The organism is Thioclava nitratireducens (assembly GCF_001940525.2).
GTDB classification, from domain to species: Bacteria; Pseudomonadota; Alphaproteobacteria; order Rhodobacterales; family Rhodobacteraceae; genus Thioclava; species Thioclava nitratireducens.
On the sequence record NZ_CP019437.1, the window covers coordinates 1617621 to 1641459 of the forward strand.

General features: G+C 65.1%; 24 protein-coding genes and 2 tRNA genes. 18 read left to right on the forward strand and 8 right to left on the reverse strand.

Annotation, left to right across the window (positions count from 1 at the left end):
- Window positions 1-74 precede the first annotated feature (74 nt).
- A complete protein-coding gene (locus tag BMG03_RS07765; RefSeq protein ID WP_075774391.1) occupies window positions 75-326 on the forward strand; it encodes a DUF2312 domain-containing protein in 252 nt (83 codons plus the stop codon).
- 46 nt (window positions 327-372) lie between these two features.
- On the opposite strand, the gene BMG03_RS07770 is transcribed toward BMG03_RS07765, so the two are convergent.
- Complete coding sequence (locus BMG03_RS07770) at window positions 373-1248, reverse strand: hypothetical protein (protein ID WP_075774392.1); 876 nt, start codon at window positions 1246-1248, stop codon at window positions 373-375.
- A 277-nt stretch (window positions 1249-1525) separates the two neighbouring features.
- Between BMG03_RS07770 and BMG03_RS07775 the strand changes: the two genes are divergently transcribed.
- The 7 genes from BMG03_RS07775 (at window position 1526) to BMG03_RS07805 (ending at window position 6800) form a co-directional block, all read left to right on the forward strand.
- Window positions 1526-3088, forward strand: coding sequence for an ABC transporter permease (locus tag BMG03_RS07775; RefSeq protein WP_099049377.1), 1563 nt, complete (start codon window positions 1526-1528; stop codon window positions 3086-3088).
- A 48-nt stretch (window positions 3089-3136) separates the two neighbouring features.
- Window positions 3137-3212 (forward strand) — tRNA-Thr (locus tag BMG03_RS07780).
- Between the two features lie 36 nt (window positions 3213-3248).
- Window positions 3249-3938 carry a MotA/TolQ/ExbB proton channel family protein gene (locus BMG03_RS07785; protein WP_077701175.1) on the forward strand — a complete coding sequence of 230 codons (690 nt, stop codon included), beginning with the start codon at window positions 3249-3251 and terminating at the stop codon, window positions 3936-3938.
- 8 nt (window positions 3939-3946) lie between these two features.
- A complete protein-coding gene (locus BMG03_RS07790) occupies window positions 3947-4330 on the forward strand; it encodes an ExbD/TolR family protein (RefSeq protein WP_075774394.1) in 384 nt (127 codons plus the stop codon).
- Window positions 4327-4740: an ExbD/TolR family protein gene (locus BMG03_RS07795; protein ID WP_075774395.1), complete on the forward strand. Its 414-nt coding sequence runs from the start codon at window positions 4327-4329 to the stop codon at window positions 4738-4740. The genes BMG03_RS07790 and BMG03_RS07795 overlap by 4 nt, the downstream gene beginning before the upstream one ends.
- Complete coding sequence (gene tolA / locus BMG03_RS07800; RefSeq protein WP_075774396.1) at window positions 4737-5570, forward strand: cell envelope integrity protein TolA; 834 nt, start codon at window positions 4737-4739, stop codon at window positions 5568-5570. The genes BMG03_RS07795 and tolA overlap by 4 nt, the downstream gene beginning before the upstream one ends.
- Before the next feature lie 57 nt (window positions 5571-5627).
- The gene (locus tag BMG03_RS07805) at window positions 5628-6800 is read left to right on the forward strand and encodes a M20 aminoacylase family protein (RefSeq protein WP_075774397.1); all 1173 of its coding nucleotides are present in this window, start codon (window positions 5628-5630) and stop codon (window positions 6798-6800) included.
- 3 nt (window positions 6801-6803) lie between these two features.
- Here BMG03_RS07805 and BMG03_RS07810 read toward each other — a convergent pair whose 3' ends face one another.
- Window positions 6804-7211 (reverse strand): universal stress protein, encoded by a 408-nt coding sequence (locus tag BMG03_RS07810; protein WP_075774398.1) that lies wholly within the window; start codon window positions 7209-7211, stop codon window positions 6804-6806.
- A 151-nt stretch (window positions 7212-7362) separates the two neighbouring features.
- Window positions 7363-8370: a GTP 3',8-cyclase MoaA gene (gene moaA, locus BMG03_RS07815; protein ID WP_075774399.1), complete on the reverse strand. Its 1008-nt coding sequence runs from the start codon at window positions 8368-8370 to the stop codon at window positions 7363-7365.
- Window positions 8371-8517: 147 nt separating this feature from the next.
- Between moaA and BMG03_RS07820 the strand changes: the two genes are divergently transcribed.
- From BMG03_RS07820 to BMG03_RS07835, 4 genes are all read left to right on the forward strand, one after another.
- Window positions 8518-9009, forward strand: coding sequence for a hypothetical protein (locus BMG03_RS07820; RefSeq protein WP_075774400.1), 492 nt, complete (start codon window positions 8518-8520; stop codon window positions 9007-9009).
- 10 nt (window positions 9010-9019) lie between these two features.
- Window positions 9020-9466 carry a methyltransferase family protein gene (locus BMG03_RS07825; RefSeq protein WP_240497728.1) on the forward strand — a complete coding sequence of 149 codons (447 nt, stop codon included), beginning with the start codon at window positions 9020-9022 and terminating at the stop codon, window positions 9464-9466.
- 287 nt (window positions 9467-9753) lie between these two features.
- On the forward strand, window positions 9754-11328 hold the full coding sequence (locus BMG03_RS07830) for a Re/Si-specific NAD(P)(+) transhydrogenase subunit alpha (RefSeq protein ID WP_075774401.1): 1575 nt from the start codon (window positions 9754-9756) through the stop codon (window positions 11326-11328).
- Window positions 11329-11343: 15 nt separating this feature from the next.
- Window positions 11344-12777 carry an NAD(P)(+) transhydrogenase (Re/Si-specific) subunit beta gene (locus BMG03_RS07835; protein WP_075774402.1) on the forward strand — a complete coding sequence of 478 codons (1434 nt, stop codon included), beginning with the start codon at window positions 11344-11346 and terminating at the stop codon, window positions 12775-12777.
- A 247-nt stretch (window positions 12778-13024) separates the two neighbouring features.
- On the opposite strand, the gene BMG03_RS07840 is transcribed toward BMG03_RS07835, so the two are convergent.
- Entirely contained in the window at window positions 13025-13453 is a 429-nt protein-coding gene (locus BMG03_RS07840; RefSeq protein ID WP_075774403.1) for a SufE family protein, read from the reverse strand.
- 138 nt (window positions 13454-13591) lie between these two features.
- Here BMG03_RS07840 and BMG03_RS07845 point away from each other — a divergent pair, with 138 nt between their 5' ends.
- Window positions 13592-14089 (forward strand): hypothetical protein, encoded by a 498-nt coding sequence (locus tag BMG03_RS07845; RefSeq protein ID WP_075774404.1) that lies wholly within the window; start codon window positions 13592-13594, stop codon window positions 14087-14089.
- 223 nt (window positions 14090-14312) lie between these two features.
- On the opposite strand, the gene rnd is transcribed toward BMG03_RS07845, so the two are convergent.
- From rnd to purM, 4 genes are all read right to left on the reverse strand, one after another.
- Window positions 14313-15476 carry a ribonuclease D gene (gene rnd / locus BMG03_RS07850; RefSeq protein WP_075774405.1) on the reverse strand — a complete coding sequence of 388 codons (1164 nt, stop codon included), beginning with the start codon at window positions 15474-15476 and terminating at the stop codon, window positions 14313-14315.
- Window positions 15477-15597: 121 nt separating this feature from the next.
- Window positions 15598-16350, reverse strand: coding sequence for an acetyltransferase domain-containing protein (locus tag BMG03_RS07855; RefSeq protein ID WP_075774406.1), 753 nt, complete (start codon window positions 16348-16350; stop codon window positions 15598-15600).
- 91 nt (window positions 16351-16441) lie between these two features.
- A complete protein-coding gene (purN, locus tag BMG03_RS07860; protein ID WP_075774407.1) occupies window positions 16442-17029 on the reverse strand; it encodes a phosphoribosylglycinamide formyltransferase in 588 nt (195 codons plus the stop codon).
- Entirely contained in the window at window positions 17026-18072 is a 1047-nt protein-coding gene (gene purM, locus BMG03_RS07865) for a phosphoribosylformylglycinamidine cyclo-ligase (RefSeq protein ID WP_075774408.1), read from the reverse strand. Before purM ends, purN begins: the two co-directional genes overlap by 4 nt.
- A gap of 135 nt (window positions 18073-18207) precedes the next feature.
- On the opposite strand from purM, the gene BMG03_RS07870 reads away from it, so the two are divergent.
- From BMG03_RS07870 to BMG03_RS07890, 5 genes are all read left to right on the forward strand, one after another.
- A tRNA-Ile gene (locus tag BMG03_RS07870) sits at window positions 18208-18284 on the forward strand.
- A gap of 270 nt (window positions 18285-18554) precedes the next feature.
- On the forward strand, window positions 18555-20870 hold the full coding sequence (locus BMG03_RS07875; protein ID WP_075774409.1) for a Hint domain-containing protein: 2316 nt from the start codon (window positions 18555-18557) through the stop codon (window positions 20868-20870).
- An 81-nt stretch (window positions 20871-20951) separates the two neighbouring features.
- Window positions 20952-22496, forward strand: a complete 1545-nt coding sequence (gene betC / locus BMG03_RS07880) for a choline-sulfatase (RefSeq protein WP_075774410.1) — start codon at window positions 20952-20954, stop codon at window positions 22494-22496.
- A gap of 133 nt (window positions 22497-22629) precedes the next feature.
- Window positions 22630-23457 carry an aldo/keto reductase gene (locus BMG03_RS07885; RefSeq protein ID WP_075774411.1) on the forward strand — a complete coding sequence of 276 codons (828 nt, stop codon included), beginning with the start codon at window positions 22630-22632 and terminating at the stop codon, window positions 23455-23457.
- A gap of 113 nt (window positions 23458-23570) precedes the next feature.
- Window positions 23571-23816, forward strand: a complete 246-nt coding sequence (locus BMG03_RS07890) for a hypothetical protein (RefSeq protein WP_075774412.1) — start codon at window positions 23571-23573, stop codon at window positions 23814-23816.
- The last annotated feature ends 23 nt before the right edge of the window (window positions 23817-23839 follow it).

Here is a 23839-nt window from a genome sequence, read left to right on the forward strand (position 1 = left end):
GCGCCGCCTCTTGATGCGCGCAGACGCTCGGGCTAGTCAGAGCGCCGACCCCCGATCGCAAGCAGGAGAGGCCCATGCCCAACGATGCCGCCTACAATGTCGCCGCCGACGAACTGCGCCAGTTCATCGAACAGTTCGAGAGCCTCGAAGCCGAGAAGAAAGACATCGCCGAGCAGCAGAAGGACATCATGTCCGAGGCCAAGGCCCGCGGCTACGACACCAAGGTGCTGAAGAAGATCGTCGCCCTGCGCAAACGCGACAAGGACGACGTGGCCGAGGAAGAAGCGATTCTCGACCTCTACAAATCCGCGCTGGGGATGGGCTGAGCGCCGCCGCGCGCCGGGCGATGGTCCGGCGCGACCCGCCCTGTGCTCAGGGCGCGATGAATTCCACACCGGGCATCCGCGCGATCGCGGCGACGTCGGCGTCGTATTGCGCGGTGATTTCCTCGACCAGTTCATCGGTCCAGCCCGGCAGCGGCGCCTCGATCTCGAGCGCTTCGGGCTTGGCGTATTTGTCGAGAAACGCCGCCACGATCTTGCGCCGATGCAGCACCGATTTCGGCGGGTTCGCGTCGAAATAGCTCCGCAGCCGTTCGATCCCCTCTTCGGGCATGATCTGGCGCAGGACCATCATGTCGCCCTTGAGCGCCTGGTCCTCCGGCAGCCCGCCGACAGAGCGCAGCACCTCGGGCCAGATCAGCGGCAGGTCCTCGTTGCACCAGATCACGAAGCGCCGGCCGCCCGCGGCCTCCACCATCTGTCGGATGAGCGGCTCCCAGCGCAGCTCGCGCGGGTCGTGGCCTTCCATGATCTGCTCGTAGTTGCGCTTGGGTAGCCGCGCGACCAGTTGCGGGATCAGGCTCGCGGGGTTGATCAGCGCGAGGTGGAACTCGGTCTCCGCGTCGGGAAACAAGTTCGCCAGCGGCGCGAGCTTGCTCGGCGCCATCGCGTAGAACCCGCGCTTGGTGATCACCCGCTCGGGGATGCAGAGGAAGAATGCGTGGCTGAACACCAGCCGGTCGAGGACCGGCGCGTCGGTGCTCGCTTCGATGATCGCGTCCTGCACTTCCTGCGGGGCCGGTCCGCCTTTCAAAGAGACCAGCGCATCGCGCAGAACCATTCGGTAGCTGCGGGGCGCGGGCACGGCGATGCGATGAGATTCGAGAAGCCGATCATTGCTCGAAAGCGCGCCAACGATACGATCTTCATCGGTCGAATGCGCTCCGAGATGGAAAACGACTTTCATTCTGCGCGCCTCAATATCGTCTGCCGGGTCAAGCCCTTATTGTTGGCGCTCACTCTAGCCGCTCCGTTCTGGACAGGCAAACCCGTTTCGGGGTAGGAGGTCGGGACAATTCCGACAAAACTGATCGGGAAAGCCCGTGCCAAAATCCGCCCCATCCCTCCCGGCCCGCCCCATCTCTGCATCGCGCGGGCGCTTGCGTCCGGCTGGTGGGCTGTGGTCGCTCGGGGCCGTAGTGATTGCTGTGCTGGTGCTTGCGCCGATCCTGGCCGTTGGATGGATGGCGCTCGATCCGCGCGACAATATCTGGCCGCATCTGATCGCGACCGTGCTGCCGCGCTACCTGATCAACACGGCAGTGCTGACGGGCGGCGTGGGGCTTCTGGCATCCGCCATCGGGGCGGGGGCCGCGTGGCTCGTGGTGATGTATCGCTTCCCGGGGCATCGCATTCTACAATGGTTGCTCCTGCTGCCGCTCGCGATCCCGGCCTATGTCGGAGCCTACGCCCTCACCGATTTCCTCGACTATTCCGGCCCGATGCAAACCGCCATGCGCGGCGCTTTCGGCTGGGCCTCGGCGCGCGATTACTGGTTTCCCGAAATCCGCTCGCGCGAGGCGGCGGTCGTCGTGCTGTCTGCCGCGCTGTATCCCTATATCTATTTGATCACCCGTGCGGCCCTGCGCGAGCAATCCGGCGCCAGCTACGAGGTCGCCCGCGCGCTCGGCACCGGGCCGTGGGCGCTGGTCTGGCGCGTAGGCCTGCCGCTCGCCCGTCCAGCCATCGCCGCAGGGGCCGCGATCGCCATGATGGAGACGGTGGCGGATTTCGGCGTCGTGGATCATTTCGGCGTGCAGACCCTGACCACGGGCATCTTCTCGACATGGCTTTCGGGCGGCAATGCAGGCGGGGCGGCGCAGCTCGCGCTGGTGATCCTCGGGATCGTGCTCGCGCTCCTTATGGTCGAGAAACTCTCGCGCCGTCGTGTCCAGTATTACCAAAGCGCGCGTCAGGCCCGTCCGGTTCAGGCGCAGCGCCTGAAGGGTGCGGCTGGCTGGGTGGCGACGCTAGCCTGCGTGCTCCCGGTGGCTTTGGGCTTCGTGCTGCCGGTCGCAGTGATGGGCGGACATGCGCTCGCCAATCCCGAGGCGTGGTTCGGCCGGGGGCTCGGGCTCGCGCTATGGCACACGATCCTGACCGGGGGCGCGGCCGCTGCGATCACTGTGACGCTCGCGCTGTTCATGGTCTATGGGGTGCGCCTCTCGGGGCAGCGCCTGCCGCGTGCCGTGCTGCCGCTGACGACACTCGGCTATGCCGCGCCGGGGGCTGTGCTGGCGGTCGGCATCCTGATCCCGCTCGCCGGTCTCGATCATGCGCTGGCCGACACCGTACTGGCGCTGACCGGCTATGATCCGGGCTTGCTGCTGACGGGCTCGGCCTTCGCGATCATCCTCGCCTATGTCGTGCGATTCTTCGCCATCGCCCAAGGCGCGAGCGACGCCGCCTTCGGGCGCGTGCCGCCCTCGTTGCCGATGGCCGCGCGGTCTCTGGGGCGCACGCCAGGGGGCGTTCTGCGTAGCCTCTACCTGCCCCTGATGCGCGGGTCGGTCGGCTCGGCGCTGCTTCTGGTCTTCGTGGATTGCGTGAAGGAGCTGCCCGCGACGCTGCTGCTGCGCCCGTTCAATTTCGAGACGCTGGCCACGCGCACGCAGGAAAAGGCGAGCCTCGAGAATCTGGGCGATGCCTCCCCCGCCGCGCTTCTGGTCTGCGCGGTGGGCCTTGTCGCCGTCGCGATTCTCGCCCGCGCGGATGCGGCGCGCGCAGATCTTGCGCGTTCCCGCTGAGCGGCGTCTTGCACGAATTTCTCAGCCGCGCTATTGCGGGCCGGTCACGCCGGCGTAGCTCAGTTGGTAGAGCGTCTGATTTGTAATCAGGGGGTCGGGGGTTCGAGTCCCTCCGCCGGCACCACCTCACCGCGCCCGCGGGCGCGAATTGGAGGGCGCGATGGACGGCACCGCTCAGATTTCCGGAAGGCTTCCGGGGCGCATGTTCGATGCGCTCGTGCTGGGAGGTCCGGCGATGTGGGCGATTGCGGCTCTGTCCGTGATCTCGCTCGCGGTGATTATCTGGAAAATCTGGGATTTGCTGGCCGCGGGTGCGTGGTCGGGCGGGGCGCATAGCCAGGCGGCGATCGCGGCCTGGGCGGCAGGCGATCCCGACGGGGCCCAGGCGGCTGTGGCCGGACGGCGATCGTTGCGCGCGCAGCTGGTCCGAGCGGCGATGGCGAGCCTGCGCGATCCGCAGCTCGATCGGGCCGGGGCCGAGGCCGAGACGGGCCGCGTCGCGCGCGATCTGCTGGCACGGGCGCGCTCGGGGCTTCGGGCACTGGAACTGGCCGTGGTGATCGGCCCGCTTCTGGGGCTTCTGGGCACGGTCGCGGGCATGATCGCGGCTTTCCGCGCGCTGCAGGAGGCGGGGGTCCAGGCCGATCCGGCGACGCTGGCGGGGGGCATCTGGGAGGCGCTTCTGACGACGGCGGCGGGCATGGCTGTGGCGATCCCGGCGCAGATCGCTCTGTCGGGCTTCGACGCCGTGGTGGACCGCCTGCGCCACGACATGGAGGACGCCGCGACCCGCATTTTCGCCCGCGCGCCCGCCACGCTCTCCGAGCGGCCACGCGCCGCCGCCGAGTGAGGCGCGCGATGTTCGCTTTCGGTCAGCCGCGCCCGCGCCGTCGCCCGGCCCTGACGCCGATGATCGACGTGGTCTTTCTGCTTCTGGTGTTCTTCATGCTCGCCTCGCGTTTCGGGGTGGAGCGCACATTGGACCTGACCTTGGGCGGCGGAACGGCGGGCGCTGAGTGGTCCGGGCCCCCGCGCCTGGTGGATGTGGGCGAAGGCGGCACGGTCAGTCTGAACGGGCAGAGGGTCGCGCTCTCCGATCTGGCAGGCGCGCTGCAGCCGCTGATGGATCAGCCCTCCGATCCGGTCGTGCTGCGTCCGAAAGAAGGCGATCTGAGCGCGCTGACGCAGGTGATCGAGGCGTTGCGCGGCGCGGGGCTCGGCAATCTGGTGCTGGTGCCATGAGGCTCTTCACCGATCCGCCCCGGCGCAGTCTGCCCGAGCCGCTTTTGCCGATGATCAACGTGGTCTTCCTGCTGCTGATCTTCTTTCTGCTGGCGGCGACGCTGGCGCAGCCGACGCCCTTCGAAGTGACCCCGCCCGAGGCTGCGGGTGAGGGAAAGACCGATCCCGGCGCGCTGGTCCTGTTTGCGAACTCCGAAGGCGAGATCGCCTATGGAGAGGCGCGGGGCGATGCGGCGCTGGCCGCGCTGGGGGCGGCAGCGCGGAACGCGCGAGCGGAGTGCGGCGCCTGCGCCGACGGCCTGACCCTGCGTGCGGACGGGCAGCTTCCCGGCGACGCGCTGGCGCGGCTGATGCCACAGCTGGCGGAGCTTGGCTTCACCGATCTCAAACTCGTGGTGCGGGGCAAATGACCGCGCGGGGGCTCGCTTTCGCAGGTGCGCTCGGCGCGGCGCTCGCGGTCCATGCGGGCGTGCTGTTGGTCTGGGAGCCTGCGCCTGCGGGCGGGGCGCAATCGGCGGGCGACGGGGGCGACGCGCTCGTCTCGCTCGCGCCGTCTTCCCCGTCCATGGCCGCGCGCGTCGCGGAGTGGGAGCGCCCGCCAGAGGTCGAAACGGAGGTCGCGGCGACGCAGCCTGAGGCTCCGACTGCGCCCAATGCGCCGAAGGCTCCGACCGAGCCAATCGAACTCGCCCCACAAGTCGCCGCGCCTACGATGACCGCGCCGTCTGCGCCAGATGCGGCGTTGCCCGAACAGGCCGATCCCGCGCCGCTAGACACTCCGCGACCGAAGGCTAAACCGACGCCGCCTGCGCCGAAGCCAGCGCAGCCGAAAGCGCCCGCGAAGCAACAGGCCTCGCAACCCGCCCCGGCACAGCCCAAGCAGCAGGCGAAGGGGCAGGGCGACAGAGGGGCCGCAGGCGACCGCCGCACGGCCCCCGCGGCGACGCTGTCGGCTGGGCAGATCCGCTCGCTGATGGGATCGTGGGGCGGAGACATTCGCGCCCGGATCGAGCGTGCCAAGCAAACGCCCAGCGGGGCAGGTGCGGGTCGCGTTATCGTAGCGCTGAATATAGCGCGCGACGGGCGGCTCATCGGCGCGTCGGTTGCGCAAAGCTCGGGCAATACGACGCTCGACCGGGCGGCGCTCGAGGCGGTGCGGCGCGCGGGCCGCTTCCCCGCAGCGCCGCAAGGCTTGGGCAAACCGAGCTACAGCTTCTCCTTGCCGATGGCCTTCCGCTGAGCGCGGCTTGCACCCGTGCGCGCCGCGAGGCAGGGTAGCGCCAACCAAGGAGCGAGCATGCCGATCAAGAACCGTTTTGCCGAGATGCACGCGGAAGCCACCGCATGGCGGCACGATTTTCACCGCAATCCCGAACTGCTTTACGATCTGCCGCGGACATCGGGCCGCGTGGCCGACCTACTGCGGGAATTTGGCTGCGATGAGGTGGTCGAGGGGATTGGGCGCTCTGGCGTCGTCGGCGTGATCGAAGGGCAGGGCGCGCGCCAGGGCGGGCTGCGCTGCGTTGGGCTGCGCGCGGATATGGATGCGCTGCCGATCCGCGAGAAAACCGGCGCCAAACATGCCTCCGAGGTCGAGGGCAAGATGCATGCCTGCGGCCATGACGGGCACACGTCGACTCTGCTCGCTACGGCGAAATACCTCTGCGAGACACGAAATTTCGCAGGGCGTGCGGTGGTGATCTTCCAGCCCGCCGAGGAGGGCGGGGCCGGGGCCAAGGCGATGATCGAAGACGGCCTGATGGAGCGCTTCGGCATCGAAGAGGTCTATGCGCTGCACAACATGCCGGGGATGGAGCCGGGCAGCTTCGGCATCCGGCCAGATGCGATGATGGCGGCGGCGGATTTCTTCGACATCGTGGTGACCGGCAAGGGCGGCCATGCGGCGAAACCGCAGGAGGTGATAGATCCGGTGCCGATCTCCGCGCATCTGATCCTCGCGTTGCAAAGCATCGTGTCGCGCGCGACCGATCCGCTGGAGGAGATCGTACTCTCGGTCACGACGCTGGAGACCGACTCGAAGGCGCTCAACGTGATCGGCAATTCGGTGAGCCTCGGCGGGACGGTGCGCACGATGAGCGCCGAGACCCGCGATCTGGCCGAGCGTCGCCTGCGCGAGATCGCGCAGGGAGTGGCTGCGACCCATGAGGCGACGGCAGAGGTCGACTACCGGCGCGGCTATCCGGTCACGCGCAACGACCCGGCGGCGGCCGAGGTCGCAGCACAGGTGGCCGAGGCCGTGGCAGGCGCCTGCGACCGCAACGTCGATCCGATGATGGGCGCGGAGGATTTCGCCTATATGCTCGAGGTGCGCCCCGGGGCCTACGGCTTCATCGGCAACGGCCCCAGCGCGCCCCTTCATCACGCAGAATACGACTTCAACGACGCGATCCTTCCGGCTGGCGCAAGCTGGTTCGTCGGCATGATCGAGGCGCGGCTGCCTGCCGAGTGAGCGTCAGCGCATGACCATAACGGCGCATTTTGCATGGCGCACGACGCGCGAGGCGGTCGAGCCGATCAGGTAGTCGCCAAAGCCCGGACGGTGCGACGCGATCACGATGCAATCCGCCCCGATATGCTCGGCGTAACTCAGAATTTCATGGCCAGGCTGGCCCTCGACGATCGCCCAGTCACCATTGTCGAACTCCGCTGCGCGCGTGGCGAGGTCGCGTTCCAGCGTCTTGCGCAGTTCCTCGGCATAGCCCTCCGGCATGTAATTGATCGCATAGGCGGGGACGTCTTCCATCACGTGCAGCAGGGTGACGCGCGCCCCGTCGCCAGCCAGCGCTCGCGCGACATTGAGCGCGGCGTCGGGGTTGTGATCTTCGTCGAAGGCGACGGGCACGAGAATGTTGGAATACATTGGTTTGGCTCCCTTTCTTTGTAGGGAGCCTGCCAGAAGGAGTGCCGTCGCGCATTGATTTGAGTCACGCCGGAGTTGGCCCCCGACACCAAATTCCCGTGAGTTGACCGAGACCTGCGCTGCGTGTGCGACGAACGTAGGCCGGTAACTGTCAACCGCCGGTATGGCTCATGTGGCGCGACATCTGGCCCGAGACGGTCTGGCGCGAATAGTCGAAATCATGGCCCTTGGGCTTGCGCGAGATCGCCTCGCGGATTGCCGCTTCCAGCGCCGCGTCGTCCTCGCTGGCCCGCAGGGGTGCGCGCAGATCGGCGTTGTCCTCCTGGCCGAGGCACATGAACAGCTCGCCCGTGCAGGTCACCCGCACACGGTTGCAGTTCTCACAGAAGTTATGCGTCAGCGGCGTGATGAAGCCGATCTTCTGGCCGCTTTCTTCCAGCCGGACGTAGCGCGCAGGCCCGCCGGTCGATTCCGCCAGATCGGTCAGGGTGAAGCGTTCGGCCATCGCCTTGCGCACATCTGACAGCGGCCAGTATTGATCGAGCCGCAGGTCTTCACCCATCTCGCCCATCGGCATCACTTCGATGAAGGTCAGGTCGAAGCCTTCCGCCGCGCACCAGTCGATGAGGGTGAACAGCTCGTCCTCGTTGAAGCCCTTCAGCGCGACGGTGTTAATCTTGACCTTGAGGCCCGCGCGTTTCGCGGCCTCCAGCCCTTTCAGAACCTGTTCGAGCCGCCCCCAGCGGGTGATCTTCGCGAATTTGTCGGCATCCAGCGTGTCGAGCGAGACGTTGATCCGCTTCATCCCCAAAGCTGCGAGATCATCGGCGAATTTCGCAAGCTGCGAGCCATTGGTGGTCAGCGTAAGCTCGCGCAGGTCGCCGGTGTCGAGATGGCGCGCGATCGAGCGGAAGAAGGTCATGATGTCACGCCGTACCAGCGGCTCGCCCCCGGTGATGCGCAGCTTCTTCACGCCGAGGCGGATGAAGGTAGAGCAGAGCCGGTCCAGTTCCTCGAGGGTCAGCAGTTCCTTTTTCGGCAGGAACTGCATGTGTTCGGCCATGCAATAGGTGCAGCGAAAATCGCAGCGATCGGTGACCGAGACCCGCAAATAGTCGATCGGGCGGGCGAAGGGGTCGATGAGGGGCGTGTTTTCCATGTTGCGGAAGGTAAGGCGCGTGACGGGGGGCGGCAAGGGCCGTCGCGCGGATCGAAGCGGATCGGTCGCCGGGCAGGCGACCGTGCGAGGGGGTGACACCGGGCGCGGACTGGGCATAGGCTCGGTTAGATTTCAAGGAGATTTCGAATGCGCAAACCCCTCGCTCGCCCGATCCTCGCGCTCGTATTGATGATGCCGATTGCGGGCTGCGCCACGCTGGGGCTCAACGGTCCCAACGCAGCCGCCCCGAATTCTGCGACAGCGCGCGGCCCCGCGACCGCGCGGGACGCGGCCCCGATCCCGAAGCCCAGTGCGAAATCTGCCGATTCCCTCGACACCACCACGGCGGAACAGCGTGCCGAGGCTGCGAAGAAACCCGTGGGCGGCGAGACCAAGCTCGGCACAACCATCGCGAGCCTCGGCGATCCCGCCGATCCGGGCTTCTGGGTAAAGACCGGGCTGGTGAAAAGCGAGACCCCCGGCCGGATCGAGGACCCGAAGACCGGGAAGTCGGCGAAGGTCACCCTGATCCCGTCGGGCAAGGCGGCAGGCTCTGGTTCGGAAGTGTCGCTGCCTGCGCTGCGTCTGCTCGAGGTGCCGCTGACCGATCTGCCCGAACTCACCGTGTACAAGCTCTGAGCTGTTCGCGATGAACCCTCTGCGCGAGATCGATATCCCGCCGCTCTGGCTCGTACTGTTCGCGGCGCTGGTCTGGGCGCTGGGGCAGGTCGTGCCGATGCCTTTTCGATATGACCGCGCGCTCGGGCTGATCGCGATCGCGCTCGGGCTCGCATTGATGCTGGTCGCGGTGGGTCAGATGCTGCTCCGCCGCACCACCTTCATTCCGCGCCGTGACCCGTCCGACCTTGTGACCTCCGGCGTCTTCGCGCTGTCGCGCAACCCGATCTATCTGGGTGATGCGCTGGTGCTGGCCGGGCTTGCGCTGATCTGGCACGCGCCTTTGGGGCTTCTGCTGGTGCCAGTTTTCATGTGGTTCATCACACGGCGTTACATTCTTGGCGAAGAAGCAAGGATCGCGGCGCATTTCGGCGAAACCTACACCGCCTATCGTGCCCGGACCCGACGCTGGCTCTGATCGGGCCGCGGCAAAGTGCTGCGGGCGCAAAAAAATCTGATGTTGCCGCAATCGCGCAGCAGCTGAAAAGGCGCGCCATAACACCCTGATCTAACTAAATAAATTACCCCGAATTTCGGTATTCAATGGTATACACGAACCGGTGAGTGGCGCTGTGAGCGATTAAGAAGGTTTTACGAGCCATAGCTGCTTGTGAAACATTATTGCGCGATGCTAAGGAGTACGTCGCAAGATTCCGGGTGCGCAGGCCAGCGGCTAAACGCACCGCTATCCAAGGGGGAGTTAGAGTGAAAATCGGAGCTCCAAAGGAGATTTTCGAGGGCGAGGCGCGGGTCGCCATGACGCCCGACTCGGCTTTGCAGCTGCAAAAGCTGGGCCATGAGTGCTTCATCGAGACCGGAGCAGGCGTCCGTGCCGGCTTCACAGACGAGGCTTACGAGGCCGCGAATGTGACCGTCGTCAAAACCGCCGCCGCGCTGTTCAAGGACGTGGATTTCGTCATCAAGGTTCGGCCGCCGAGCGATACGGAGGTCAAGCGCCTCAAGCCCGGCCAGACCCTGATCTCGTTCTTCTACCCGGCCCAGAACGAAGAGCTTCTGAAAGCCGCCGAGAAGACCGGTGCGAACGTGATCGCGATGGACATGGTCCCGCGGATTTCGCGCGCGCAGAAGATGGATGCGCTGTCCTCCATGGCCAATATCGCAGGCTACCGTGCGGTGCTCGAGGCAGGCAACAATTTCGGCCGCTTCTTCACCGGTCAGGTGACGGCGGCAGGTAAGGTTCCGCCGGCGAAAGTGCTCGTTGTTGGTGCCGGTGTGGCCGGTCTTGCCGCGATCGGGGCTTCGACCTCGCTGGGTGCGATCACCTATGCGTTCGACGTGCGTCCCGAAGTGGCCGAGCAGATCGAGTCGATGGGCGCGGAATTCGTCTATCTCGATTTCGAGGAAAGCCAGACCGACGGCGCGGAGACGGGCGGCTACGCCAAGCCTTCCAGTCCGGAATTCCGCGAAGCGCAGCTCGCGAAATTCCGCGAACTGGCGCCCGATATCGACATCGTCATCACCACCGCGCTGATCCCGGGCCGCGATGCGCCCGTGCTTTGGACCAAGGACATGGTCGAGGCGATGAAGCCGGGCTCGGTGATCGTCGACCTCGCCGCCGAGCGTGGCGGCAACTGCGAACTGACCGTGCCGGACCAGAAGATCGTGAGCGACAATGGCGTGACCATCGTCGGCTACACCGATTTCCCGAGCCGCATGGCGACGCAGAGCTCGACGCTCTACGCGACCAATATCCGTCACATGATGACGGATCTGACGCCCGAGAAGGACGGTGTCGTCGTCCATGACATGGAAGACGACGTGATCCGCGGCGCGACCGTGGCCTATCAGGGCGAGATCACCTTCCCGCCGCCGAAACCCAAGGTGGCCGCGATTGCGGCGCAGAAGCCGAAGGAAAAGGCCAAGGAGCTGACGCCGGAGGAAAAGCGCGCCAATGAGGTCGCCGCGTTCAAGAAGCAGACCCGCAATCAGGTGACGCTGCTCGCCGTGGGCGCGATCGTGCTTCTGGGCGTGGGCCTCGTCGCACCGGCCAGCTTCATGCAGCACTTCATCGTCTTCGTGCTCAGCTGTTTCGTGGGCTTCCAGGTGATCTGGAACGTCTCGCACTCGCTGCACACGCCGCTGATGGCTGTGACCAACGCGATCTCGTCGATCATCATCCTCGGCGCACTGTTGCAGATCGGTTCGGGCTCGTGGCTCGTGATCGTGCTCGCAGCGCTGTCGGTGTTCATGGCCGGGATCAACATCTTCGGTGGCTTCATGGTCACCCGGCGCATGCTCGCCATGTTCCAGAAGTCGTAAGAGGGGGAGAGCGTAATGGAAAACGGATTCTCGACCGCCGCCTATGTCGTCGCGGCAGTTCTCTTCATCCTCTCGCTTGGCGGCCTCTCGGGGCAGGAAAGCGCAAAACGGGCGGTGTGGTATGGCATCGTCGGCATGGGCCTTGCGGTTCTGGCGACGCTGATCGGCCCCGGCTCGGGGCTGTGGCTTCTCTCGGTCATCCTGATCGCGGCTGGTGGCATCATCGGCTGGTTCGTGGCGAACCGGGTGCAGATGACGGAAATGCCGCAGCTGGTTGCCGCGATGCACTCGCTGGTCGGTCTTGCCGCCGTCTTCGTGGGCTACAACGCCTATATCGAGATGGCGCGCGTCGGCGCGATGGGCGTGGAAGAGCAGCACGCGCTGAAGGGCTTCGCCGCTCTGATCGCGCACAAGACGCCGGTCGAACTGTCGATCCTGCGCGTCGAACTGTTCCTCGGCGTGTTCATCGGGGCCGTGACCTTCACCGGGTCTGTGGTCGCGTTCGGCAAGCTCGCGGGCAAGGTGACCTCGAAGGCCACCAAGCTGCCGGGCGGGCATATCCTCAATGCGATCGCCGCGATCCTCTCGGTGATCCTGCTGATCGCGTTCATCAACGGGGCAGGGGCCTGGGCGCTGATCCTGATGACCCTTCTGGCGTTCTTCATCGGCTACCACCTGATCATGGGCATCGGCGGCGCCGATATGCCGGTCGTGGTGTCGATGCTGAACTCCTATTCGGGCTGGGCTGCGGCGGCGATCGGCTTCTCGCTGGGCAACGATCTTCTGATCGTGGTCGGCGCGCTGGTCGGCTCCTCGGGTGCGATCCTGTCCTACATCATGTGCAAGGCGATGAACCGCTCGTTCATCAGCGTTATCCTCGGCGGCTTCGGCGGCACCTCCGGTCCCGCGATGGAAGTCGAGGGCGAGCAGATCGCGATCGACGCGGACGGCGTGGCCTCCGCTCTGCGCGACGCGGACAGCGTGATCATCGTGCCGGGCTACGGCATGGCGGTGGCGCAGGCTCAGCAGGCGGTGTCGGAACTGACCCGCAAGCTGCGCAGCCAGGGCAAAGAAGTCCGCTTCGCGATCCACCCGGTCGCGGGTCGTCTGCCGGGGCACATGAACGTGCTGCTGGCCGAGGCGAAAGTGCCTTACGACATCGTTCTGGAAATGGACGAGATCAACGAGGACTTCCCCGATACCGACGTGGTGATCGTCATCGGCTCGAACGACATCGTGAACCCCGCCGCACAGGAAGATCCGAACTCGCCGATCGCTGGCATGCCGGTTTTGGAGGTTTGGAGGGCCAAGCAGGTCTTCGTCTCGAAGCGCGGTCAGGGTACCGGCTATTCGGGCATCGAGAACCCGCTGTTCTATAAGGAGAACACCCGGATGTTCTATGGCGACGCCAAGGACTCGGTGAACCAGTTGCTGCCGCTGATCGACTGATCTGCGGGGCAGGGAAATGGGAAACGGCCGGTCGCTGGACCGGCCGTTTTCGTTTGGGGTGATTGGCGCCGGACCACCAGACCCGGGCCGCGCCCGACCCTCCCCCAGGGAGGGCGCATTTTCGATGTCGGCGCCGGCATGGAGGTCGCTTGGGCTTGCGAGATAAACCGTCCAGCCGCATGCGCATCAACGCGCCCACCCGAGGCTCGGGCGCGTCCCTCTGTCGCTAAATAGAAAACCGAAGGCCTTACGCCCCCGCAGCCTCACCGGCCAGCTTGCGGATACGCTCCACCATTGCGCGCAACCCGTTCGAGCGCTGTGCCGATAGGTGGTCGTTCAGGCCCAGACGGCCCAGCTCGGCGGGTGCGTCGACCTCCAGCACCTCTTCGGCGGTCAGCCCCGAATAGAGCGCATGCAGGATCGCGATGAGGCCCTGCACGATCATCGCATCGCTCTCGCCCTGAAAGTCGAACACCGCATTCGGGCCGGTCCCCTCGATCCGGGGCAGCAGCCAGACCTGGCTCGCACAGCCCTCCACCTTGGTCGCAGGCACCTTCACCGCATCGTCGAGGGGCGGCAATTCGCGGCCCAGCTCGATCACGTGACGGTAGCGGTCCTCCCAGTCGTCGAGAAATTCGAAGGTCTCGGCAATCTCTTCAAAGGCTTCGCGCGCCATGGTCACTCGCTCCTTGGGACAGGGAATTGTCTCTTGGGTAACGGGTTCGCGCCCGAGGGTCCAGACGCGGCTTTTCAAAAGCGCCGCAATGGGCTACCACGAAATCGGGTCCAGACCCGGGACAGTATCGGAGCCATCATGAACAAAGCCCTGATCGCGGCACTTGCCCTGACGCTCACCACCGCAGGCTGCGGCACCATCCGTGACAGCAAGCTCAACCCGTTCAACTGGTTCGGGCGCGACACGGCCGCGCCGGTGCAGACACTCGCCCCGCGGGGCGGCTACCCCGTGAAGGTCGGCAAGCCGAACCAGCAGCAGATCGCGCAGGTCTCCTCGCTCTCGGTCGAGAAGATCCCTTCGGGTGCGATCATCACCGCGATGGGGCTGCCGCCGACGCAAGGCTACTGGGACACCGATCTGGTTCCGCTGAACAGCGGCGCACCGGATGAGAACGGCACGGTGACCTATGTCTTCATGGTCTCGCCGCCGCCCGCCGACAGCCCCGATGCGCGCCGCGTGATGAACCCGCAATCGCGCGAGGTCTCGGCGGCAGCGTTTCTCAACAATTACAAGCTGCAGGGCGTGCGCAAGATCGTGGTGCAGGGTGTGTCCAACGCGCGGTCCGTGGCACGCTGATCGTCACTTCAGTTGATTTAGATGAGGCTCGGGAGAACCCGGACCTTTCTCTTGTCGCCTTGTCCGGATCAGCCGCTTCAGCGGCCCGGGCAGCGTCCGACCGCCCCCTCGGGCGGGCGCTTTGGTGGCTTCAACGCGCGCATTGAACGCGTCCGAAACTTTCGAAGACTACCAAAGAAGTGGGCGCCCACCCGGCGTTCAGGCGCAGCGCCTCCGGTGCCCCTTAAACGTCGACCAGCTTTACCGCGCCGCTATCGGCGGTCAGGGCCACTTCGCCTTTGGCCAGACGCAGCGCGTCATGCCCGAAGACCTCGGCGCGCCAGCCCTGCAGGGCGGCCACGTCGCGCTTGCCAGCGGCGATGCGGTCGAGATCGGACGAGGTCGCGATCAGCTTCGCGGCGACGCCCGCCTGCTGCGATTTCGCCTTCAGCAGTACGCGCAGCAGATCGCCAAGCGCGGTATCGACTTGCAGTTGTTGGGCCTGATTGTCGGGGCGGGGCAGCTTCTCGTTGGGCATCTCCAGCCCTTCGCGCACCGCCGTAAGGATGCCCTCGGCGATCTCGCCCTTGCGGGCCTCGCGCAGCAACAACCGCGACTTGCCCAACTCGTCGATCGAGGTCGGCTTGGTCGAGGCCAGCTCCAGCAGCGCGTCATCCTTGAAGATACGGCTCCGCGGGATGTTGCGGTTCTGGGCGTAACCTTCACGGAACTGCGCCAGCTCGCGCACGATGGCGAGGAAACGGCCCGAATTGGTCCGCGTCTTCACGCGCTTCCACGCCTCTGCGGGGCGGTTGATATAGGTCTCGGGGTTCAGCAGAACCGCCTCTTCCTCTTCGACCCAGGCATCGCGTCCCGTTTTCTTCAGCTGTTCGTCGAGGAATTCGTAGATCACGCGCAGATGGGTGACATCGGCGATCGCGTATTTCTTCTGTGCCTCGGTCAGCGGACGGCGCGACCAGTCGGTGAAGCGCGAGGATTTGTCGAGCGACTGCTTGGCGATCTTGCGCACCAGCGTCTCGTAACCCACCTGCTCGCCAAAGCCGCAGACCATCGCGGCGATTTGCGTGTCGAACAGCGGATCGGGAAAGACCTGCGCGTCGGTGTAGAAAATCTCCAGATCCTGCCGGGCTGCGTGAAAGACCTTCACGGTCTCCTTGTGGCGGAAAAGATCGTAGAGCGGCTCGAGCGAGAGGTCGTCGGACAGCGGATCGACCAGAACGGCCTCGCCTTCGGTCTCGCCATGATCGGGGAGCGCCATCTGCACGAGGCAAAGCTTGGACCAGTAGGTCCGCTCGCGCAAAAATTCGGTGTCGACGGTGACGTAGGGCTCTTGCTTGGCCTTTTCGCAGAAGGCCGCGAGGGCCTCGGTCGTGGTGATGGTCTGCATATCGCGCTTTCAATTCGGTGCGGGCTCATCCCGCGCAGGTGCAAATTCCCTAGACCTTCATAGGACAAAAGGGAAGGGTCGGGCGCGTCGCGGCCCTGATAGCGTGGCAGAAGCGCAAGTTTCAGTGCTGCAGAAGGAACGCGGCCCAGGTCAGCCCGTAGAGGATGGGCTGGTGGATCAGATAGATCGGCAGGGTGTGGCGGCCCGCGAACAACGCGATTTTCATCACCCCGCGGGTCTGATCGGGCTGGTAGCGCGCGGCCCGTTTCCAGTACCCCAGACGGTCGAGCAGTTTCGCAGCCCCCATCCCGACAAGGAACGGCCCGATCCACGGGAAGACCGGCTCGAAATCCATCGACGGGCGCCAGTGGGTCGAGAGACCCAGCCACCAGAGCCACGGCTGGTTGAACAACTCGAAGGCGTAGTTCAGATGCACCCAGACCGCGATCAGGCCAAGCGCCGCGAGCAGGATCCACGGTAGGAACAGCAGCGCCGCGCCGATGAGCGAGCTGACCGCGATGGAATGCAGGATGCCGTAATAGATGAAATATTCCGGCATCATCACGTAGGTCGCCGCGCTCACCAGCGCCGCCGCAACCACCACCTTTCCCAGCCGCCGCCAGAACGGGGCCGCACGGAAACCGTGGCGATGGGCGAGGACGAGGCTGACGCCGGCCATGAAGATGAACGTACTGGCAACGACACGCGCGAAATCGAGAAAGGCCGGATGGAAGACCGTGCCGCGCGGCACGAAGCCGAAATTCTCGAGATCGTATGTCAGGTGGAAGATCGCCATCCCGATCAGTGCTATGGCCCGGATCAGGTCTGGGGCGATCATGCGCCCGCGCGGGGCCGTATCCGGGATCGATTCCATGTGCTTGTCATGCGCGAAGCGGCGGCTGCTCGCAAGCGGGTGCGGCGCATTTCGGCGTGAGCGTGCTTACCGGGAAACGCTTGGGGCGCGTTCAGAGATAGACTGGGGTGCGGTCGCCCTCGGCGAAGCGACGCAGCACGGCCGGGTAGAGGCGATGTTCCTGCACCAGCACGCGGGCCGCGAGGTCGTCGGGGGTGTCGCCTGCCTCGATCGGAACGCGCCCCTGGCCGAGGATCGGCCCCTCGTCGAGCACCGGCGTCACCTCGTGCACCGTGCAGCCCGCCACCGCATCGCCTGCCTCGATCGCGCGCTTGTGGGTGTGCAGGCCGGGATATTTCGGCAAAAGCGAGGGGTGGATGTTCAGCATCCGACCCTCGAACCGCGCCACGAATTCCGGCGTCAGCACACGCATGAAGCCCGCAAGGCAAATCACATCGGGTTTCGCGGCGAGGATCGGCTTCAGCAGCTCGGCCTCGAAACCGGCGCGGTCCTTGCCATAGGGGCGGTGGTCGATGGCGGCGGTCGGCACGCCCATCCGCGCGGCCTTCTCCAGCCCCCCGGCTTTCGCATCGTTCGACGCGACCAGCACCGGGCGGGCAGGGTGGTCCTCAGCCATGCTCTCGACCAGACGGACCATGTTCGAGCCGCCGCCCGAGATCAGGATCGCGACACGGATCACAGCAGCGCGCCCTCGTAGGCGATGCCCTGTTCGGAGGTGACGGTGCCGATGCGGGTGACGGTTTCGCCTTCACTTGCCAGCAGGGTGGCGATCTCGTCGGCCTTGTCAGCTGCGACGACGACGATCATGCCGATGCCGCAATTGAAGGTCTTGAGCAGCTCACGCTCTTCCATCGAAGCGGTCTCGGCGAGCCAGCGGAACACGCCGGGCAGCTTCCAGGCATTGAGGTCGATCGTGGCGCCCATGCCCTCGGGCAGAACGCGGGGCAGGTTCTCGGTCAGACCGCCGCCGGTGATATGGGCGAGCGCATGAACGCCACCTGCGCGCACCGCGGCCAGGCATTGTTTGACGTAGAGGCGGGTTGGCGCCAGCAGTGCCTCGCCAAGCGAGCCCTCACCGAAGGGGCAGGCAGCGTCCCAGCCAAGGCCGGACATCTCGACCACTTTGCGTACGAAGGAATAGCCGTTGGAATGCGCGCCGTTCGAGCCGAGGCCCAGAAGCACGTCACCCTCGGCCACGCCTGCGGGCAGGTCCGAGCCGCGTTCCATCGCGCCGACCGCGAAGCCCGCGAGGTCGAAATCGCCCTTGGAATACATGCCCGGCATCTCCGCCGTCTCACCGCCGATCAGCGCGCAACCCGATTGTGCGCAGCCTTCCGCGATGCCTTCGATGATGCGCGCAGCCTGATCGATCTCGAGCTTGCCGGTCGCGAAATAATCCAGGAAGAACAAAGGCTCGGCGCCTTGGCAGACCAGATCGTTGACGCACATCGCCACGAGGTCGATGCCGATCGTGTCGACATTTCCGGTGTCGATCGCGATGCGCAGCTTGGTGCCCACGCCATCGGTCGCGCCGACGAGGATCGGATCGTTGTAGCCCGCCGCCTTCAGGTCGAAGAGCGCCCCGAAGCCGCCCAGACCCGACATCGTGCCCGAGCGCTGCGTGCGCTTGGCCGCGGGTTTGATCCGGTCCACCAACGCATTGCCCGCGTCGATATCGACGCCCGCATCGGCATAGGTCAGGCCCTGTGTTTTCTCGGTCATCGCGGCGCACTCCGGCAAGTAAACTCTTGGCCGAAGCCCTAGCGTAACCGCACGCCCCCCGCAACGTCGAAGGGGCGGGGTGTTCGCGCTTTCTTGACGCCCGCGCGTCGTCTCACTAGAGGAAGATGCAATGGTGGGCCTGTAGCTCAATTGGTTAGAGCAGGGCGCTCATAACGCCTTGGTTGCGGGTTCAAGTCCTGCCGGGCCTACCAGTTTTCTCCCGAAGTTTCCGCGCCTTCACGGCCAATGGTCGTGACTCTCCCTATACGTGTCGGCCTGCCCGGAAAGCCCTTGTTTCGCCCAATTTGCGCCCCGAGGCGTTCACGAACCCGCGCCAAATGAGGGCCGTGTCAGCGTACCAGTAACTATAAAAATCGAGCAGCCACGTCATAGGCCCCGATAGTTTTTGCACAGTCTTCGAGGGTTGGAGACCGGTCCCGCTTGGGCCCGGTTGACGGAAAACAAGGTAAAGCAGCGGCGACATGGCCACGACGTTCAACTGGATATATCTCGGGCAGGTTGTTGATCAAAATGGGACGCCCTTTGACCTCGATCCCGACGAGTCGAACTGGAAGGTCGAAAACTCGCGTGTCCTCGAAGGGATGACGATTGGGGATTCGACCGATCCTCTTTTCAGCAATATCACCGAAGCGACGCTAATAGATAACGGCGGGGCGTCCGGCGCTCTCGATACCCGAAACGCAACCTCGAACGATACGATCCGCACGGATATCGGTAACGGCGTTTCGAATTTCACCTTCGACAGTCTAGTCATCTACGAAACGACCCTCACCTATACGGACGGCACGACCGCGAGAGTCCAGTCGGTCCTCGTTCAGACCAACTCGGGCCACCTGTTCCTCGCACCCGAGATGTCCAACGATGCGACCACGGCGGCCTACGAGGCCAAGCCGATCCAGTCCATGGCCATAGGGCGCGTGATCAGCGACGACGGCGCGAACCTCGCGCAGGATCGCTACGTCACCGGCTTCGACGACGGCTATGTCGACGGCACCTCTGGGGCGGACCGGATCGACGTGAACTATGTCGAGCCGATCGCGAATGGCTCAGACCGCGTGGACAATAACGATGCGGGCCTCGCGGGCAGCAGCGGCAATGACGACTACATTCGCGCCTATGGCGGCAACGATACCGTGCTGGCCGGCCTCGGCAACGACACGGTCGATGGCGGCACGGGCGACGATTTGATCGACGGCGGGTCGGGCAACGACTCGCTGATCGGGGGTGCCGGCAATGACACGCTCCTCGGCGGTAGCGGAAACGACACGCTCACCGGGAACGACGGCAACGATTCCCTCGATGGCGGCGCGAATAACGACTGGCTCGAGGGTGGTATCGGGCACGATACGCTGATTGGCGGGACGGGTAACGACCGACTGATCGGCGGCGCTGGCAGCGACTCGCTCGATGGCGGGGCGGGGGCCGATACGCTCGAGGGCGGTACCGGGAATGACACGCTGCATGGCGGCGCGGGCGGCGACGTCCTGTCTGGCGGAACCGGCATGGACTATGTCGACTATTCCGACTCCGCGAGCGCTGTGAACATCAACCTCGGCGCCGGGACCGCTACGGGGGGCGATGCGACGGGCGACACGCTCAGCGGCGTCGACGGGATCTACGGCTCGGCGGGAAACGATACGCTGATCGGCTTCGACGGCGCCTCCTCGGACCCGACGGATGGCTACACCAACGTCTTCTATGGCAACGGCGGGGACGATTATATCGACGGCGCGGGCGCGGATGACATCCTCTACGGTGGCACCGGTAACGACACCCTGCTGGGCGGGTCCGGCAATGACTCGCTCTATGGAGACGCAGGCAATGACAGCCTCACCGGCGGCACCGGCAATGACACGCTGTCCGGTGGCGAGGGGAACGACGTCCTGCAAGGCGGCGTCGGCAGCGACCAACTCGACGGCGGAGCGGGCAACGATACGCTCTCGGGTGGTGGCGGCGACACCCTCGTCGGCGGCGCGGATGCCGACAGGTTCATCGACCTCTCGCCCGGCGACACGATCGACGGCTCGGAGACGGGCGATGATTTCGACATCATCGACCTCAGCGACTGGGGTTGGAACAATGTCGCCGTGCATCGCGATGCGACGAACCCGGAGAACGGCACGATCGATTTCTTCGACGGCAATGGCGCGGTCGTCGGCACGGTCAGTTTCTCGAATATCGAAAAGGTCATCCCCTGCTTCACCCCGGGCACGCTGATCGCGACACATAGCGGTCCCCGCCCGGTCGAAAGCCTGCAGGTCGGTGATCGCATCCTGACTCGCGACAGCGGCTTCCAGCCCATCCGCTGGATCGGCATCCGCGCACTCAGCACTGCGGAACTTCTGGCCAAGCCGGAATTCCGCTCCATCAAGATCGCACCGGGCGCGCTGGGCGCGAACCAGCCCGAGCGCGAGATGCGCGTCTCGCCGCAGCACCGCATTCTGCTGACCGGGCCGCGCGCGCAGCTGATCGCAGGCGAGTCGGAGGTGCTGGCCGCGGCGCGCCATCTCGTCGGGCTGCCGGGGATCGAGATCGACGAAGAGGCCGAGGCGGTTACCTATATCCACGTGATGTTCGACAATCACGAGATCGTCTTCTCCGACGGACTCTGGACCGAAAGTTTTCAACCGGGGCAGGCGACGATGCAGGATATGGACCGCGCGCAGCGGGACGAACTGCTCGCGCTGTTCCCGGAATTGAGCTGTGGAACCGAAAGCTACCTCGCCGCGCGCCCCAGCTTGAAGCGCCACGAAGCCCGGATCATCGCGGCCGCCTGACTTGGCGCGCCCTTGCGTTTGCCCGCTCTGGATCGCTACAGGGGTTGTTGACCCGTGGATCAATAAAAGGAGCGCGCCGCAATGTCTGACCTCGAAACCTCCCCCAAGGACGACAGCAGGCCGCGCCAGAACATCCTGATCCTGATGGTCGATCAGCTCAACGGGACGCTATTTCCCGATGGTCCGGCGGAATGGCTGCACACGCCCAACCTGCGCAAGCTGGCGGAACGTTCGGTGCGGTTCGAGAACGCCTATACCGGCTCGCCGCTCTGCGCGCCGGGACGCGCAGCCTTCATGTCAGGCCAGCTTCCCTCGCGCAACGGCGTCTATGACAACGCGGCCGAGTTCCGCTCGGACATTCCCACCTATGCGCACCACCTGCGCCGCGCGGGCTATCAGACCTGCCTCTCGGGCAAGATGCATTTCGTGGGCCCCGATCAGCTGCACGGCTTCGAGGAGCGACTGACCACGGATATCTACCCTGCCGATTTCGGCTGGACGCCGGATTACCGCAAGCCCGGCGAGCGGATCGACTGGTGGTATCACAACATGGGCTCGGTCACCGGGGCAGGGGTGGCCGAGATTTCCAACCAGATGGAATATGACGACAACGTCGCCCATGAGGCGAAGATGAAGCTCTACGATCTGGCACGGGGTAACGACGCGCGGCCGTGGATGCTGACCGTCAGCTTCACCCATCCGCACGACCCTTACGTCGCGCGGAGGAAATACTGGGACCTCTACGAGGATTGCGCGCATCTCGAACCCGAGGTCGGGACGATCCCCTACGAGGAGCAGGACAACCATTCGAAGCGGATCTTCGACGCGAATGACTGGCGCGAGTTCGACATCACGACCGAGGATATCCGCCGGTCGCGCCGCGCCTATTTCGCGAACCTGTCCTATCTCGACGACAAGATCGGCGAGCTGCTGCAGGTGCTCGAAGACACCCGCCAGGAGGCCACGATCCTCTTCGTCTCCGATCACGGCGATATGCTGGGCGCGCGGGGGCTGTGGTTCAAGATGAGCTTCTACGAGGGCTCGGCCCGCGTGCCGCTGATGATCTCCGCTTCGGGCCTGGAGCCAGGGCTTGTCTCCGACCCGGTCTCGACGATCGACGTCACGCCGACGCTCTGCGATCTGGCTGGCATCTCGATGGACGAGATCGCGCCCTGGATCGACGGGCAGACCCTGCTGCCGCAAGCGCGCCGCGAACCCCGGAAAGAGGCGGTGGCGATGGAATACGCGGCCGAAGCGTCCTACGCGCCGCTCGTGAGCCTGCGCAAGGGACGCTACAAGCTGAATCTGTGCAATCTCGATCCCGATCAGCTTTTCGATGTCGAGGCCGATCCGCATGAGTTGACGAACCTCGCGGGCGACCCTGCCCATGCCGAGGCCTATGCCGCGCTGAAAGCCGAGGCGGCTCAGCGCTGGGATCTGGATCGCTTCGACGCAGAGGTCCGGGCAAGTCAGGCCCGCCGCTGGGTCGTCTACGAGGCGCTCAGTCAGGGCGGCCAGTACCCGTGGGACTATCAACCGCTGAAAAAAGCCTCCGAGGCCTATATGCGCAATCACATGAACCTCAACGTTCTGGAAGAAAACAAGCGCTTCCCGCGCGGCGAATAAGGTGTCGAGGCACCCCCGGGGCGGCGCGGTCCCGGGGCGCGGCGCTGCACCTCACCGCGCCGTGACAGCCTTTCCGGAACGCGGCGCCGCCCTAACCTGTTGCCCAACCGAATAGGCAATCAGGAGATCGACCATGAGCGTTCCGACCCTTACCCTCAACGACGGCATCAAGATCCCGCAACTTGGCCTCGGCGTCTGGAAGATGGAGGATGCCGAGACACCGCGCATCATCCGTAATGCGCTGGATGCGGGCTATCGCCACATCGACACCGCCGCGGCCTATGGCAACGAGGCGGGCGTGGGCCGTGGTGTCGCGGACAGCGACGTCGCACGAGAAGACATCTTCGTGACCTCGAAGCTCTGGAATGACAGGCAGGGTTATGACGAAACCAAGCGCGCCTTCGACGAGACGTTGGACAAGCTGGGCTTCGACTATCTCGATCTCTACCTGATCCACTGGCCGATGCCCGCCAGGGACAAATATGTCGAGACGTGGCGGGCCATGATCGAGTTGCGCGACGCCGGCCGCATCCGCGCGATCGGCGTGTCGAACTTCCTGCCCGACCATCTCGAGCGGCTGATCGAGGAGACCGGCGAGGCCCCCGCGATCAACCAGATCGAGCTGCATCCACGCTTCCAGCAAGCCGATCAGCGCGCGGCGCATGAAAAGCTCGGCATTACCACCGAATGCTGGTCGCCGCTGGGTCAGGGCGAGGCGCTCGCGAACCCGATCCTCACCGAGATCGCCGCCCGCCACGGCGTCTCCGCCGCACAAGTCACCTTGCGTTGGCAGATCCAGTTGGGCCTCGTGACGATCCCCAAATCCGCCAATCACGAGCGGATGCGCGAGAATATCGACGTGTTCGATTTCGAGCTGAGCGAGCATGAGATGGCGCAGATCAAGCAGATCGACACTGCTGCGGGCCGGATCGGGCCGAACCCGGCGACGGCGGATTTCTGAGGGTGACTTAAATGTCACCCTTGCGCTGACCGCGCCGCTCGGGACGGGCCGCGAGAGTTGATCTTCACACGACACTCACGGTTTAGTGAGTTTGTTTTGTGGAGGAGAACTAAATGCGTAAAGCTTTATTGTTGCTGCCATTTCTTGCTGGATGCGTGCCTGCGACGCCGATCGTGAGCGACTACAACGGAGATAGCGTCACCATCCAGACATCAATGCTTGCCGATCAGGCTGAGGTGAAGGTGAACGCCCAGGCCGAGGCGGACCGTATCTGTGCCAAGAAAGGCAAGAGAGCAGAATACGCCTCGTCGCGCCAAGTCGCGGAATACACCAACGCGCACCTGTTTCTCTGTCTCTGAGGCGGTACGACACGAGGGGAGGC

Excerpts from the sequence above, each read along its gene's own strand:
- BMG03_RS07765 (WP_075774391.1), top strand. The coding sequence starts at position 75 with ATGCCCAACGATGCCGCCTACAATGTCGCCGCCGACGAACTGCGCCAG.
- BMG03_RS07855 (WP_075774406.1), bottom strand. The coding sequence starts at position 16,350 with ATGGAATCGATCCCGGATACGGCCCCGCGCGGGCGCATGATCGCCCCA.
- BMG03_RS07775 (WP_099049377.1), top strand. The coding sequence starts at position 1,526 with ATGGCGCTCGATCCGCGCGACAATATCTGGCCGCATCTGATCGCGACC.
- BMG03_RS07785 (WP_077701175.1), top strand. The coding sequence starts at position 3,249 with ATGGACGGCACCGCTCAGATTTCCGGAAGGCTTCCGGGGCGCATGTTC.
- BMG03_RS07790 (WP_075774394.1), top strand. The coding sequence starts at position 3,947 with ATGTTCGCTTTCGGTCAGCCGCGCCCGCGCCGTCGCCCGGCCCTGACG.
- rnd (WP_075774405.1), bottom strand. The coding sequence starts at position 15,476 with ATGCAGACCATCACCACGACCGAGGCCCTCGCGGCCTTCTGCGAAAAG.
- BMG03_RS07890 (WP_075774412.1), top strand. The coding sequence starts at position 23,571 with ATGCGTAAAGCTTTATTGTTGCTGCCATTTCTTGCTGGATGCGTGCCT.
- purM (WP_075774408.1), bottom strand. The coding sequence starts at position 18,072 with ATGACCGAGAAAACACAGGGCCTGACCTATGCCGATGCGGGCGTCGAT.
- BMG03_RS07835 (WP_075774402.1), top strand. The coding sequence starts at position 11,344 with ATGGAAAACGGATTCTCGACCGCCGCCTATGTCGTCGCGGCAGTTCTC.
- betC (WP_075774410.1), top strand. The coding sequence starts at position 20,952 with ATGTCTGACCTCGAAACCTCCCCCAAGGACGACAGCAGGCCGCGCCAG.
- BMG03_RS07845 (WP_075774404.1), top strand. The coding sequence starts at position 13,592 with ATGAACAAAGCCCTGATCGCGGCACTTGCCCTGACGCTCACCACCGCA.
- BMG03_RS07795 (WP_075774395.1), top strand. The coding sequence starts at position 4,327 with ATGAGGCTCTTCACCGATCCGCCCCGGCGCAGTCTGCCCGAGCCGCTT.
- BMG03_RS07825 (WP_240497728.1), top strand. The coding sequence starts at position 9,020 with ATGAACCCTCTGCGCGAGATCGATATCCCGCCGCTCTGGCTCGTACTG.
- BMG03_RS07820 (WP_075774400.1), top strand. The coding sequence starts at position 8,518 with ATGCGCAAACCCCTCGCTCGCCCGATCCTCGCGCTCGTATTGATGATG.
- BMG03_RS07840 (WP_075774403.1), bottom strand. The coding sequence starts at position 13,453 with ATGGCGCGCGAAGCCTTTGAAGAGATTGCCGAGACCTTCGAATTTCTC.
- BMG03_RS07770 (WP_075774392.1), bottom strand. The coding sequence starts at position 1,248 with ATGAAAGTCGTTTTCCATCTCGGAGCGCATTCGACCGATGAAGATCGT.
- BMG03_RS07885 (WP_075774411.1), top strand. The coding sequence starts at position 22,630 with ATGAGCGTTCCGACCCTTACCCTCAACGACGGCATCAAGATCCCGCAA.
- moaA (WP_075774399.1), bottom strand. The coding sequence starts at position 8,370 with ATGGAAAACACGCCCCTCATCGACCCCTTCGCCCGCCCGATCGACTAT.
- BMG03_RS07805 (WP_075774397.1), top strand. The coding sequence starts at position 5,628 with ATGCCGATCAAGAACCGTTTTGCCGAGATGCACGCGGAAGCCACCGCA.
- tolA (WP_075774396.1), top strand. The coding sequence starts at position 4,737 with ATGACCGCGCGGGGGCTCGCTTTCGCAGGTGCGCTCGGCGCGGCGCTC.
- BMG03_RS07875 (WP_075774409.1), top strand. The coding sequence starts at position 18,555 with ATGGCCACGACGTTCAACTGGATATATCTCGGGCAGGTTGTTGATCAA.
- BMG03_RS07810 (WP_075774398.1), bottom strand. The coding sequence starts at position 7,211 with ATGTATTCCAACATTCTCGTGCCCGTCGCCTTCGACGAAGATCACAAC.